Source organism: Cellulophaga fucicola, from assembly GCF_900119145.1.
Taxonomy (GTDB): Bacteria; Bacteroidota; Bacteroidia; order Flavobacteriales; family Flavobacteriaceae; genus Cellulophaga; species Cellulophaga fucicola.
This window is the reverse complement of record NZ_FPIY01000003.1, coordinates 408,026-422,180: the sequence shown is the minus strand read 5'-3', so window position 1 is coordinate 422,180 and position 14,155 is coordinate 408,026. Positions and strand designations below refer to the sequence as shown.

12 protein-coding genes are annotated in these 14,155 nt (G+C 32.4%); 2 read left to right on the top strand and 10 right to left on the bottom strand.

What is annotated here, in order from left to right:
• Window positions 1-7: 7 nt before the first annotated feature.
• Window positions 8-3,226, bottom strand: coding sequence for a SusC/RagA family TonB-linked outer membrane protein (locus BT107_RS12470; protein WP_072304142.1), 3,219 nt, complete (start codon window positions 3,224-3,226; stop codon window positions 8-10).
• Window positions 3,227-3,324: 98 nt separating this feature from the next.
• Complete coding sequence (locus BT107_RS12465) at window positions 3,325-4,023, bottom strand: TIGR04282 family arsenosugar biosynthesis glycosyltransferase (protein WP_072304141.1); 699 nt, start codon at window positions 4,021-4,023, stop codon at window positions 3,325-3,327.
• A gap of 325 nt (window positions 4,024-4,348) precedes the next feature.
• Here BT107_RS12465 and BT107_RS12460 point away from each other — a divergent pair, with 325 nt between their 5' ends.
• Window positions 4,349-4,957 (top strand): TetR/AcrR family transcriptional regulator, encoded by a 609-nt coding sequence (locus BT107_RS12460; protein ID WP_072304140.1) that lies wholly within the window; start codon window positions 4,349-4,351, stop codon window positions 4,955-4,957.
• 72 nt (window positions 4,958-5,029) lie between these two features.
• Here the strand turns inward: BT107_RS12460 and BT107_RS12455 are convergent, their stop codons facing one another.
• Genes BT107_RS12455 through BT107_RS12445 form a run of 3 tightly spaced genes read right to left on the bottom strand, consistent with a single transcriptional unit; the run spans window position 5,030 to window position 7,322 of the window.
• Entirely contained in the window at window positions 5,030-6,025 is a 996-nt protein-coding gene (locus tag BT107_RS12455; RefSeq protein ID WP_072304254.1) for a glycosyltransferase family 9 protein, read from the bottom strand.
• A 37-nt stretch (window positions 6,026-6,062) separates the two neighbouring features.
• The gene (locus BT107_RS12450; RefSeq protein WP_072304139.1) at window positions 6,063-6,662 is read right to left on the bottom strand and encodes a DUF4254 domain-containing protein; all 600 of its coding nucleotides are present in this window, start codon (window positions 6,660-6,662) and stop codon (window positions 6,063-6,065) included.
• Window positions 6,663-6,692: 30 nt separating this feature from the next.
• On the bottom strand, window positions 6,693-7,322 hold the full coding sequence (locus BT107_RS12445; protein ID WP_244543124.1) for a hypothetical protein: 630 nt from the start codon (window positions 7,320-7,322) through the stop codon (window positions 6,693-6,695).
• 350 nt (window positions 7,323-7,672) lie between these two features.
• On the opposite strand from BT107_RS12445, the gene BT107_RS12440 reads away from it, so the two are divergent.
• Window positions 7,673-7,906: a DUF6341 family protein gene (locus BT107_RS12440; protein WP_072304137.1), complete on the top strand. Its 234-nt coding sequence runs from the start codon at window positions 7,673-7,675 to the stop codon at window positions 7,904-7,906.
• A 100-nt stretch (window positions 7,907-8,006) separates the two neighbouring features.
• On the opposite strand, the gene purD is transcribed toward BT107_RS12440, so the two are convergent.
• From purD to BT107_RS12415, 5 genes are all read right to left on the bottom strand, one after another.
• Window positions 8,007-9,278, bottom strand: coding sequence for a phosphoribosylamine--glycine ligase (gene purD / locus BT107_RS12435; protein WP_072304136.1), 1,272 nt, complete (start codon window positions 9,276-9,278; stop codon window positions 8,007-8,009).
• Between the two features lie 395 nt (window positions 9,279-9,673).
• Entirely contained in the window at window positions 9,674-10,648 is a 975-nt protein-coding gene (locus BT107_RS12430; RefSeq protein ID WP_072304135.1) for a UDP-glucuronic acid decarboxylase family protein, read from the bottom strand.
• Between the two features lie 8 nt (window positions 10,649-10,656).
• Window positions 10,657-12,009, bottom strand: a complete 1,353-nt coding sequence (locus BT107_RS12425; protein ID WP_072304134.1) for an undecaprenyl-phosphate glucose phosphotransferase — start codon at window positions 12,007-12,009, stop codon at window positions 10,657-10,659.
• A 12-nt stretch (window positions 12,010-12,021) separates the two neighbouring features.
• Window positions 12,022-12,723, bottom strand: a complete 702-nt coding sequence (locus tag BT107_RS12420) for a WecB/TagA/CpsF family glycosyltransferase (protein ID WP_072304133.1) — start codon at window positions 12,721-12,723, stop codon at window positions 12,022-12,024.
• 122 nt (window positions 12,724-12,845) lie between these two features.
• Window positions 12,846-14,117, bottom strand: a complete 1,272-nt coding sequence (locus tag BT107_RS12415; protein ID WP_084639230.1) for an O-antigen ligase family protein — start codon at window positions 14,115-14,117, stop codon at window positions 12,846-12,848.
• Window positions 14,118-14,155 lie beyond the last annotated feature (38 nt).

Here is a 14,155-nt window from a genome sequence, read left to right as displayed (position 1 = left end):
TTACTTCTTAAAATTCGGTTTTTAAACTAACTCCAAAACTCCTTGTAGACGGATATGAAAAATCTTCTACGCCATACGTAATACGCTGTTCTTGCAAGCCATTTAGTTCTGGGTCAAAATGTGGGTTCTCTGTAAATAACAATAAATTGCTACCTACTAAACCTATTTTTATCTTATTAAAACCAATAGCATCTACTATTTTATCTGGAAAATTGTAATAGATACTTACTTGCCTAAGTTTAACATAAGAAGCACTGTACAAAGCACTAGCCTCGTTACCACGATCAAAAAATGCATTGTTATACGCCTGTGCCGTTACCACGGTTGTATTTGGTGTGTATTGCGGATTATCTGCAGTACCTGTATTTACAACGCCAACACCAACAATACCTGTTTCTCTACCTTCTAATGTTTCTTTTAAAACACCAGAAGTACTACCTAAGGCCTTTGTTCTAGAAACTATGGTTCCGCCTTTACGCCAATCGAACAAAAAGGTAAAATCTAATCCTTTATAAGAGAATTTATTATTAAAGCCCATTGTAAAATCTGGATTGTAATTGCCTAATAAACGCAGGTTAGGATCTTGAACAGGAAACCCATTAGAATCGTGCACAACTTGTCCGTCTACCTCAACAAAACCAGTACCGTACATATCACCAACACGGCCATCTTTTTTAGCAATGTAAAAAACGGAGTTAGATCCGCCACCGCCAGAAAATATATTAGCTGTACCTGTTACAAACTGGTCTACACCATTTGGCAGCTCTTTAACCTTACTCCTAAACGTAGAAAAGTTTACCGAACTCTGCCATTGAAAATCGGCATTTTTAATTACAGTTCCGCTAAGTAAAAGCTCTAAACCTGTGGTTTGTACTTTACCACCATTTACGTTAAAACTACCAAAACCACTAGATTCTGATATTGGTCTAGATATAATTTGATCTACACTTGTATTTTGGTACCCAGCAGCATCTAATTGCAACCTACCATTAAAAAACCAAGCCTCTAAACCAGCTTCAAACGCATTAAGACGTTCTGGTTTTAGATTTGCATTTTTTAAAACTGTCTCGTTGGTAACTCTAAAATTTGAACCATAATTCTGGTTGAATAAGAAGTTTTGTGTGTTTTGATACGGATTGGTATCATTACCAACACTAGCCGCACTAAACCTAAAGTTTAGGTAAGATATTGGCTCTGGTAATTGAAAAAGGCTACTAGCCACAAAACTTAATCCGGCTGAGTAATACCCAAATGAATTGTTGTTAGATGGTAGCGTGCTGCTCCAATCGTTACGATAGGTAAGGTCTAAATACAAAGCATCTTTATAAGATAAATTACCGGTGCCGTAAACACTATTAATTCTTTTTTCAAACAACCTGCTATCTCCTTTAAGCGGAGTTCTAGAGTTTGCTAGGGTGTAAATACCCGGCAATGCTAGTTGTGAAGCTTCAGCATAGCTGTATTTAATTTCTTGATCAAACCTATTTGCACCTACAGAAACAGTGTATTTTAAATCATCGTTTATAGCATCTTTATAAGACAATAAAACATCTGTATTTAACTCCCTAAAGTCAATATTATCTTCTCTAAAAGAACCTTGCGGATTTGCATTTGTACTTACCGCTCTTCTAAACTCGCGCTTATCTGCATACGTATCTATACCCGCACGTACCACAACATTTAATTTATCTGTAATATCATAAACAGCTGCAACATTACCTAAAACTCTATTTTTATTAAAGCTATTAGTGTTTTCATTAACCGTTAAGTATGGGTTTGTAAGCCACAAGTAGTTAATATCATAATGTTGTACACCATCTTGGCCTGCTTGCCAGTAATTTTTTAAAGCAGCAACATCTGCCTGTCTGCCTGTCCAGTTAAAACCATACAAAGGATTCTCATAACCGTAACCAAGGTTTGGCCTGTTACCACTGCGCGTATTTATATAATTTACAAAAGCATTTACATTTAATTGCTCTGTTAATTTCTGATTTAAACTAAGCGAAATACCATCACGATCTAAATCGGTGTTTGGCACAATACCTTCATTCCTTAAATTACTATAAGACAATCTACTACTTCCGTTTTCACCTGAAGAATTAATAGCAATATTATTCTGTTTGGTAATTCCTGTTTCAAAAAAATTGCGCACATTATTTGGGTTAGATACCCAAGGAGTAGCGGTTATTGGTGTAAAACTGCCATCTGCATTTGTACGTGCAATAACATCACCTGCACGCACAGGATTACCGTTAATATCTACAGAAGGACTATCAAACTGATTTACCAATAAACCTTGATCTAATCTAGGTCCGTAGCTACTTAAACCACCATCATTAATGCCTGCGCCTTTTCCGTTCTGGAAAGAGTATTGACCGTTAGAACCACCACCATATACGTTTTGGTAATCTGGTAAGGTTAATAATGTTTCTACCGTTAAAGAATTGCTCGTTGTAACACCAAAGCCTTTTTTATTTTTTCCTCGTTTTGTAGTAATAACTACAACTCCATTTGCTGCTCTTGCTCCATAAAGTGCAGCAGAACCAGCACCTTTTAATATAGAGATTGATGCAATATCGTCTGGAGAAATTTCTGAACCACCGTTACCAAAATCTACTTCTTGCAAAGCACCGTTATTAACTAAATCGCTCGTAATTTGTTCGTTGCTAATTGGCACACCATCTACCACAAACAATGGCTGATTGCTTCCGCTTAAAGAATTTTCTCCACGTATAACAATTCTAGATGAAGAACCAACCCCAGAAGAACCGTTTGTTATTTGCACACCAGCAACTTGACCAGCTAAACTATTAACCACATTGGTAAGGGTAACTTCTGTTAATTTGTCTGATGATACTCTGGTTACTGCAGATACCAAAGATTGTTTTTCTCTTTCTATACCCAAAGCAGTCACAACAATTTCGTTTAATTGTTCTGCCGATGCACTTAAGGTAATGCTCTTTGGAAAATTACCGTCTGTAATGGTAACTTTTGTTGCTACAAAACCAATAGAAGAAATCTCTATTACAAAGTTAGTAGAACTTGTTTGCAATGTAAAATCGCCATCTATATTAGTTGTGGTATAATTTTCTTTACCCAGTTCTTTAACTGTAGCAAACGGTATTGGTTGGTTATCTTGATCTACTACTGTAGACGTATAGGTATTTGTTTGCGCAAATACCATAAAGGCAAATAGCTGCATTACAGCTACTATTGCTATTTTCATAATTGAATGTAATAAGGTTGATAAATTATCTCATAAGTGCGTACAAACAGTTATAGATCTGATTGTAATTACTTATAATTATGTGTTCTGTTGATAATTTATGCGCTAGGCGGACCTCTACGTAAAAATGAAGAGGCATAAAAGCTAGATACTACAGACGTAGTTATTTTTATAGCTGTGTGTTCTGTTTTATGAATGTGCTTTAAGATAAAGCTACTTAAAACAGTAGTAGGATTTGCGTACGCAAAATGAAGTACAGACTTTGTAGTATCTATATCTACTAAAGTCTCTAAAACTGTATAAGATTCTGTATTTGCAACTGCTAAAGCATTAATCTCTGTTGCTAAGCCACTTGTTAACCAAGGTAAGTTTTTAAAAGTATGCTCATTAAAAGCTGCTTTATTTAAACCCAAAAGATAAATACCACCATCTTTAGACGGACCAAATACGACTTGCTTAGTAGCTAATGCTTCTATTGCATATTGTATATGTTTTGCTGTTAGGTTGGGAGTATCATTACCTATAGAAACTACATTGGTATATCCTTGCGCATACAAACTCTTGTAAGCATTGGTATAACGCTCTGCAAAAGTATCTCCTTGTTGCTGTGTTTCATCTAACCAAACAACATCTACACCACTTTTATGAGCAACCTTAAGTGTGTTAGAAATAAGCAAGTTAAAAAACTGCTTAGAAACATTTCTTTTTTGACCACCAAACAAGGGTTTCCGTTCTGCCTCTAAACGAGCAGAAAGCGAAAAAACTAACAAAACCGTTTTGTTACTGTGTAGCCTCATAGTTGTTGTTTGGTCGGTAAAAACCTTAAACCTTAATTTCTTTTTTAAAAATAGTATCTAAATTTTAATTAACACCCATATTATAAGACAAATACTACACAAATGAGTCAAAAAAACAACTTGTAACTAATTTTTTTTAGGTATTTAGGGCAATAATAAAACAAACTAGTTAGTTTATACAGTTAGATAAACTCTATTTTAAATACTATTAAAGTGTAGTTTGTCGTTCCCATTACCGTTTACAACCTAAAAAAATCACTTTGTTGCAAAAAATGACAAGCTTGCAACAAACTAACCAGTCTTTTTGGCGTAAAAAGAAGCAAAAATGGAAAAGAATCTAAAACGTATGGCCACTATGCAAAGAATGCAGTCTGTAGGTCTTGCTATTTTTTATAAAAGAGGATATTATGATACTAGCGTAGACGATGTTTTAAAAGAACTATCATTATCTAAAGGCGCATTTTATTATCACTTTAAATCCAAAGAAGAATTTTTTATAAGCATTTTACAAAACATTATTTTTCAGAAAGTCTATAGCGAGTTAATTGCACCTTTTGAAGGGCAAGAAAACCCTGCTGTAGTATTAGATAAGTGTTTTGATAATGCATTAGAAACCGCAGAGCATAACGAACTAGATAATGGCTTTGTACTTAGTAATTTTATGACCGAGTTTAGTGGTAAAAACGAAACCATTGTAAAGCTCTTAAAAGAGATTTTTAAGGTGTGGGAAGTAAATCTTATTACCAATCTACAAAAAGGGAAAACAGATGGCTATATAGACCGCCACGTAGATAGTGACGCTGTAGCTAGCTTTTTAATGTCTTCTTATATGGGTGTGCGTTTATTAATGGTAGAAGGCAATGCTAAATTACTTCGCTACAAATACATTCAGCAATTGCGCAGTTACTTTAAAACTATTGCTGTGAAGCGGTAGAGATTAAATTATCGTTTTTTAAGGTATTTAGGTTTAAAAATAGAAATTTAGAAATATTTATGCCATTACGAGCTACCCAACAACCTCTAAAACCTTTTTTACAACATTGTCTGGTAGTATGGTTTCCATAGCTTTTTCATAACCTAGTGGAAATTTATTGCCATAAACAGATGTTGGTATTAAAGGGTATTTTTCTCTGTTTGCTAACAATGCATTTGTACTTTGTTGCGCAAATGGGTAAAAACCAGCAAATGGGTGTGTAACTCCCCAAAGTGTAATAGTTGGCACGGCAAACATTGCGCTTAGGTGTGCGTTACCACTATCCATAGCCAACATAACGTCTAAGTTGGATATTAAAGAGAGTTCTTCTTTAAAACTTAACTTTTTAACCACAGAAACACAATTGCTATAGGTTTGTTCCCATTTATCTAAAACTTCTTTTTCTTTATCTCCTCCTCCAAAAAGGATAACTGTGTAAGTATTGGTGGTATTTAAACTACTTATTACTTGTTCCATAAGTTCTAAAGGGTACGTTTTACCCTCAAAAGCAGCAAACGGTGCAATACCTATCCATTTCTTAGGTTCTTTTGGTAGTAACGCAATAGCTGTATCAGATAATTTTTCTTTTACCAAAGCACAAGAATCATCAAGCTTAATAGAAAATCCTAATTTACTAAAAACAGTAGCGTAGCGTTCTTGCGTTGTTTGCAGTTGCTTAAAAACTTTGTTTTTATTTGCTGTTAACGCCTTTTTATCGGCTCTGCCTTTATCAATTTGTATAAAAGGAATGCCTGAAAATTTAAAGAACTGTTTTAAAATATTAGAACGCAAAACATTATGTAAGTCGGCCACAGCTGTAACCTGCATTGCTCTAAGTTCTTTGTACAACTTAAAAAGGCCAGCAACACCTTTGTGCTTACCCTTTACATCTGCTTCATAAACGTCTACATTAGGCAGTTGCGCAAACATAGGGGTAAAAAACTGCCTTGTTAAAACGGTAACTTTTAAGCTTGGATTTTGCTTTAATAAACCTTTAACCACAGGAACCGCCATAGCAACGTCTCCCATAGCAGATAAACGTATAATTAAAATATGTTCTTGAGTTTTACTTTCCACGAAGTACAGGGTTTAGCTCGTCATCGTTGTACATTTTCATTTGTTTGTAAACTTTCATGTACTTGGTTCCTGCTTCAATATCTGCTAATAATTGATCTACTGCTGTAGAAAGATCTTTCTTTTGTTCTAATAAAACGTCTAATTTGATCTGACATTTTTGTTTGTGCTCTGCAGAAGCATCTGTCCTAGTTGCTTCTTCTTGCATGTGGTATACTTTTAATGCTAGAATAGACAACCTATCTATAGCCCAAGCTGGACTTTCTGTATTTATAGTAGCACCTTCTTTTACTTGTACCGACTGGTATTTATCTAAGAAATAACTATCTATATATTCTACTAAATCTGTACGATCTTGGTTACTGGCATCAATTTTACGTTTTAAAACTAACGCACTAGTAGGGTCTATGTTAGGGTCTCTAATAATATCCTCATAATGCCATTGCACAGTATCTATCCAGTTTTTTCTATATAGCAAATGAGCTATCTCATCTTTTGGATACGGATTACTAAACGACTGATAGACATCATCTTTAATATGGTATTTATCTATACTTTCGTTAAATATTTTAAATGCAAAATCACTAAACATACTGTCAATTTTAGACAAATATACCAATTTTTACTTCAGTAAAACCTTAAAAATAAATACAGATATTGGCACTAGAATAGCCACAAGTAGGGCAAATTCTTTAAAACGAGGTTTACGAATTATCTCTACATAGTTGGTTAAGAAGACTGCGGCAGGAAAAAAGGTAACCATAATAGGAAAAGCATCCCTAGAAATCTCGAATAAGGTTACAAATATACCAATAGTGAAAGAAATAGCAACCAAGCGCATACTTGCTAAACGTCCTACCCCTGTTTTACCTAATTTAACACTACTATATACACCAACAAAAATAACCACGATAAGGTAAATTAACAACACAGAACTTTTGCCCCATTCTGAAAACATAGCAGGATCTAAATCTATTTTAAATACATAATGGTCTTGTATAAATTGAAGCTTATTTATAGCCGATAAAAAAGCAACCGTTAACAAACCAACAGCAAAAAATGCAGAAAAAGGAATAAACCAATTTCTTATGTTTTTAGGTTCGTAAATATAAACAGCTATAAATACCCAAACTAAATACAACATAGCCCAGTCGTAAAAGAGACTTGCTACGATGATCCACATTGCGGCATCAAATATTTTATACTTTATTTCTTTTAAAGACTTTAAACTGATAAGCTTTCTTGTAGCCAAAACCAGGAAAAAACTGCAAAAAATAGCATTAGAGTCTAACAGCGAATTTGGAAAAAAAACACATAACAAACCGTAAAAAAGGACTGCATAAGAGTTGGCTTTTGTAATTTTATTACGCTTTACTATGAAGTTGACAGCAAAAAATGTTGAAAAAAGGACTAAAAGTATCCCTAAATTTAAAAATAATAACTCGGGTGTTAATACCACGTCTTTGCCCAAAAAACGCACCAAACAATAGAATACAAACAAGAGTGCAAGTACAATTATGTAATTAATAGGTTTTGTTTTTCCAAAAAAGCTTGAAATCATCTAGAGTTTTTATATTTTTGCAGGGTAAATATACATATAAGATGAAAACATTTTTTAAAGCAATAGAGGATTTATTTGTTAATGTACTTTTTGCACCTTTGGATGCTTTACGCGCATTGGAGCTAGAAAGTTGGTGGGCAGCAAATACGCTTAACTGGATTTTTATGATTATTGGTGCCGTAGCAATGGTATATTGGATGTTACAACTTAAAGAACATTCTAATAACGGCGAAGAAGATAAGAGCGTAAACGCACACTCTTATATTAAAATTTAAATATTTATTTAGCTGTACCGGCTAAACTTATATACAAAGAAACCCAACTATATACACAAGGTATGTTAGTTGGGTTTTTATTTATGTTAGATTTTAGTTTTTATAAATCGAATCCTAAATCTTTTCTATAGTTCATTTTATCAAAATGAAGCTTTTCTACGTTTTTATACGATTGCGCTAATGCATCTTTAAAGTTAGCACCAAATGACGTCACAGCCATTACACGACCACCGCTAGTAACAACTTTACCATTTTCTAGTGTTGTACCTGCATGGAAAACAATAGAGCCATCTACGCTCTCTAAACCAGTAATTTCTTTTCCTTTCTCATACGCTTCTGGATATCCACCAGAAACTGTCATTATAGTCGTTGCAGTTCTTTCATCAATCTTAATATCAATTGTATCTAGTGTCTGATTTGCTACTGCAGTAAACACATCAACTAAATCATTCTCTATTCTTGGTAAAACAACTTCAGTCTCAGGATCTCCTAAACGAACATTATACTCTATAACCTTTGGTTGGTCACCAACTTTTATCAAACCAATAAAAATAAATCCTTTATAAGGTAGGTTATCTTTAACTAGACCCTCTACTGTTGGTTTTACAACTTGGGTATGTATCTTATTCATAAAATCTTCACTAGCAAACGGAACAGGAGAAATAGCACCCATACCACCAGTATTTAAACCTGTATCGCCCTCGCCAATGCGCTTGTAATCCTTTGCTGTTGGTAATACCTTGTAGTTTTTACCATCTGTAAGTACAAAAACACTAAGCTCTATACCGTCTAAAAACTCTTCTATAACAACAGTTGTGCTAGCATCTCCAAATTTAGAATCTACCAACATAGACGCTAGTTCCTTTTTAGCTTCATCTAAATCTTGTAAAATTAAAACACCTTTACCTGCTGCTAAACCATCTGCTTTTAAAACATAAGGAGCTTTTAAATTTTCCAAAAAAGCTTGTCCGTCTGCCAACGTATCTGCGGTAAAACTTTGATATGCTGCAGTAGGAATGTTATGACGCATCATAAATTCCTTTGCAAAGTCTTTACTACCTTCTAAAGTTGCTGCTGCTTTTTGCGGACCAATTACAGGAATATTTTTTAGATCGATGTCGTTTAAGAAAAAGTCATGGACACCATTTACCAAAGGATCTTCTGGTCCAACTATAACCATAGTAATTTGCTCGGCAAGAACAACTTCTTTTATAGCTTGAAAATCATTTACACCAATTGGTATATTTTTGGCGATTTGTGCAGTGCCAGCATTACCAGGTGCTACAAAGAGTTTGCTAAGCTTTTTACTTTGATTAAGTTTCCAAGCAATAGTATGTTCTCTACCGCCAGATCCAAGGATAAGAATATTCATAATGTAAAAGTTTGTTCAAAAATACAGTATGACAAACTAATATCCTTTAAAAAAAAGAAAAAAGAAGTGAGATTATAGACCGCTACGCTGTTAGAACAAAGAATATAGACTTATTTTGCGGGAAATTAGATTCAAGACGGTTTCACTACTAGATTCAGGATACAAGACTGAATTATTCTCGTTATGACAAAGACATCTCTTTTATCTATTCTCTCTGCTCTATTTTCTTGGCTCTTGACTCCAAAAAGAAAAAAGATCGCTGCGCTGTTAGAACAAAGATTATAGACTTATTGTTGCGGGAAACGGAAAGTAGAACGCTGCGCTGTTAGATTCAAGAAACTAGACAAAAATTTGTTGTCTATGCTCTATGTTCTCTTCTCTATTTTCTTAGCTCTCTACTTAGAAAAATCTCTGTGTTCTTTATCTTGTAGCTCTTCTGGTGTTAGAGATTTAAAATAATCGAATACTATTTTTAATCCCTCTGATCTAGAAACTTGTGGTTCCCAACCTAGCAATTCCTTTGCTTTAGTAATATCTGGTTGTCTTTGCATTGGATCATCTGTTGGTAAAGGCTTGTAAATTACCTTTTGTTCTGTTCCTGTAAGTTTTATTATTTCTTCTGCAAATTCGCCTATTGTAGTCTCATGCGGATTACCTATGTTAACTGGGTAACTATAATCGCTCATTAGAAGCCTATAAATACCCTCTACTTGATCATCTATGTAACAGAAGGACCTAGTTTGCTTTCCGTCGCCAAAGACCGTTAAATCTTCTCCTCGCAAAGCCTGACCCATAAACGCTGGAACAACACGACCATCGTTTAGTCGCATTCTTGGTCCATAGGTATTAAATATTCGTACTATTCTAGTTTCTATTCCGTGAAAACGATGGTACGCCATGGTAATAGATTCCATAAAACGTTTGGCCTCATCATACACGCCACGTGGTCCAACCGGACTAACATTTCCGTAATATTCTTCGGTTTGCGGGTGCACTAATGGATCTCCGTATACTTCAGATGTAGAAGCAACTAGTATTCTTGCATTCTTTTCTTTTGCTACGCCTAATAAATTATGGGTTCCCAATGCTCCAACTTTTAGCGTCTGAATAGGAATTTTTAAATAATCTATAGGGCTTGCTGGTGATGCAAAATGTAATATATAATCTAATTTACCTGGAATATGAATAAACTTAGAAACATCATGATGTTGAAACTCAAAATTCTCTAATGGAAAAAGGTGCTCAATATTTTTTAAGTCTCCCGTAATTAAATTGTCCATTGCAATTACGTAGAAACCTTCTTTTATGAACCTGTCGCATAAATGAGATCCTAAAAATCCTGCTGCTCCAGTTATAAGTACTTTTTTCATTTTATATGTTAATATGCTTTTTCTTCTCCAGAAACAGCGTTAAGTACGGTTTGTACTATAATTTTTAAATCTAAAAATAAAGACCAGTTTTCAATATAAAAAATATCGAATTTAGTTCTGTTTAATATGTCTTCGTCTTTTTCTATCTCCCCTCTATACCCTCTTACTTGTGCTAAACCTGTAATACCTGGTTTAACAAAGTGTCTTACCATGTATTTATTTACTTTGGTTGCATACTCACTTGTATGCTTTACCATATGCGGTCGTGGACCAACTACTGACATAGACCCAAATAATACATTATAAAACTGAGGCAACTCATCTATACTAGTTTTACGTATAAACCTACCTACTTTGGTTATGCGCATATCGTTTTTAGTTGCCATATGGTTATCTGCATCATTGTTTGGTGCCATAGACCTAAACTTGTAGCAGTAAAATTCTTCATTATCTACACCGTTTCTTTTTTGCCTAAAAAAAACAGGACCTTTAGACTCAAGGCTTATAATAATTGCCATTAAAGGGATAAGCCAAGATAAAAGAAAAACAATGACTAGTAAAGCAAAAACAACATCAAACAATCGTTTTACAAATGAGTTTATGCCTTCGTGCAAAGGAATTTCTCGCAATGAAAGTACTGGTATATAGTCATAGTACTCAAATTTTAATTTTTTAGAAAAGATGTTTTTATTGTCTGGTATAAACTTTAGCGTTTTTAAATTATTATCTGCGAAATTAATAAGGTGAGTCATTTCCTTATTTGTTAGTTCTGAAACCGAACAATAAATTTCATCTATATTATTTTCAGATATATAGTCAAAACTATTTTCTAATTTAAAACCATCTACCTTAGTTGAAAACTGTTTAAAAAACTGAAAACCATATTCTACACGTTCTTTAAAAACATTTACCAACTGATCTGCTTTTTTGTTTTTACCAATAACAACTACGTTTCTTAAATTGCCTTTTATCCTTTTTCTATAGCTCATTAAAAGATAATAATTTAAAAACTTGACAATAGATATTACCAGACCTACATACAAAAAGTACTTACCCAACTCTAGCCTACTTATATTGGGCTGCTTAAAAAACCCAATAAAAGCATAGAGAATTAAAAAGAAAAATACAAACTGTGTAAAAAGTAATATTAATATTCTGGTTGCCTTACTATATCTGTAAACTTCATAAAAATTACTTTTTAGTGATAGTATCACCCAAGCACAAGATAGGTAACAATGAAATAATAGCGCATTCTCAAAATTAATAGGCAAGTAAAAAGCTAGTAGATTTATTATAAGTAAATCTAGTCCATATGAAAACGGCACAAGTAAAGAAGAAAATCTGTGTTGGTTAGATAGCATTTAGTGAATTACCTATTTCTTAAGTTTATATTTTAGCACATCAAAAATAAAAAAACAAACAGATAAAGGGTAATATAATAAGTATCTTTTGATTAATTTAGGTTCATCAATCATTCTATAAAGCCATCGTAAATTATATTTATCATAAAACTTAGGGTAATAATTAATTCCTTTTGATGTTTGATGAATAAACCCCCCACAAGTATACCCTTCACCTTTCCAACCACTATTTTTTAAGCTAACTAAGAATTCCTCTTGGTGAGGTGTACCCATTCCTACAACTAAAATATCAGGTTCAATCTTAGCTAAATTATTAATAAACTTTTGTTTTTCTTGTACATCACTAAAATATCCATTTCTATAGCCTAATACATTTAGATTTTTATATTCAGAATTAATAGTACTAATAAATCCTTCTATTGCAGTATCTGTTGAACCAACAAAGTAAATAGACTTTTTGTATTTAATACAATCGTTAAATACAATCGGAGCCAAAGAGGTCATATCAAAACTTTTCCTTTTTGTTTTAACCCCAATAAGTCTAAAAAAATAAACTAAAAAGATTCCATCTACATAAATTTTATCAATCTCATCAACAGTTGATTTAATTTTTCGCAACTCCAGGTAAGAATATGGATTAACAAATGTAATTAGATGAATATCCTCCCTCTCTAATTTGTTAATTTTTGTAATTATTTTTTTTATAAAACTCATAAAAATGTTTAATAAACATCGGTAAATTCAAAAACCAAATCGATTTAAGAATAGAATTATCAATTCGCGTTAGATAAAATAATCTAACCTTTTCAAAACAAAGTGGTCAACAGTAAATAATATCATTTATTTATAACAAAATTATCTTTAGGCCCTTCATATGGAGTTATTAATAAAAACAAAATGGAGAACAAAACAATTCCTTTATGTGTTTCAATTAAAGATTCAAACAAAGAAAAGTAAGCAAACATAAGGACTATTATTATATAAAAATGTTTTTTAGTCTTTATTAGTAATCTACAAATAACAATAAAAATTAAAATATATGATAGGAAACCAAAAAAACCTGAAGCTAAATAGTTTTGTAAATATTGATTATGAGCATCAAATGAATGATCTATTCCTTCTTTAAAATCAATTCTAAAATATTCTTTTTTTAATTCATCTTTTACATCTCCTATACCTATACCTAAAATGTAGTTGCGTTTAATGATTTCTGTAGCACTATTTACATTTTGTAATCTATTAATAAACCCACCCACTTGTGTATCCTTTTTATTATCTGAAATAAACTCTGAATATGTTTTTCTAAAACGCTGTTTCACAATCGGAACGTATAAATAGACAGAAATTAAAATCAAGCATAAACCAACCAAAGAAATAGCCACTCCCTTAATCTTATATTTTATATATCCATTTCTAGTTAATAATATAACCGTACATACGAGGTAAAAAAAGATGAGAGATCTAGATGAAAGAAGAAACAAAAAAAACAACTGCACTATATAAACAATCAAAAATATAATTTTACTTTTAATTAAATTTACTCTATAAAAAAAAACACCAATTAAATTAAGAACTATTATCACTGAAAAATAGTTAGGCCCAAAATCTAAATAAGAACTTAAATGATGATGATTATACTTCCAATCTAGCCACCAATTAGTAGGAATCTCATTTACTACAAAAAACAAATAGTTATTAAAAAGACAGAAAACACAAGCAACTGCTGTTGACACATTAAGTATTTTTAAGAAAAAAATTCTATTTAACAAGATAGGTTTATTAATCATAAAAATTAAAGGAAAAACTATTATTGAAAGAGAACGTTCTATTGCTCTCCATCCAGTACTTAAGTTATCTGAGTACAGTAATGAAAAAAAACGAGTCAAAAAATAAATAATAAACAATAAATATATCTTATTATAAAAAACCTCTTTTTCTTTAATTAATTTAATTAAAGATACTGCTGTTAATAACAAAATAGCAATACTATTAATGCCTATGGAAAAAGGATACGAAATTAACACAAGTAGAAAAGCAATAAAAACCATTCTATCATTGATAGTTTTCAAATTGTTCTCTTGAACAATTGACTTCAATATTTTCGACATTAAATAAAAATTTTTTTAATAATTACAAATACACAAAA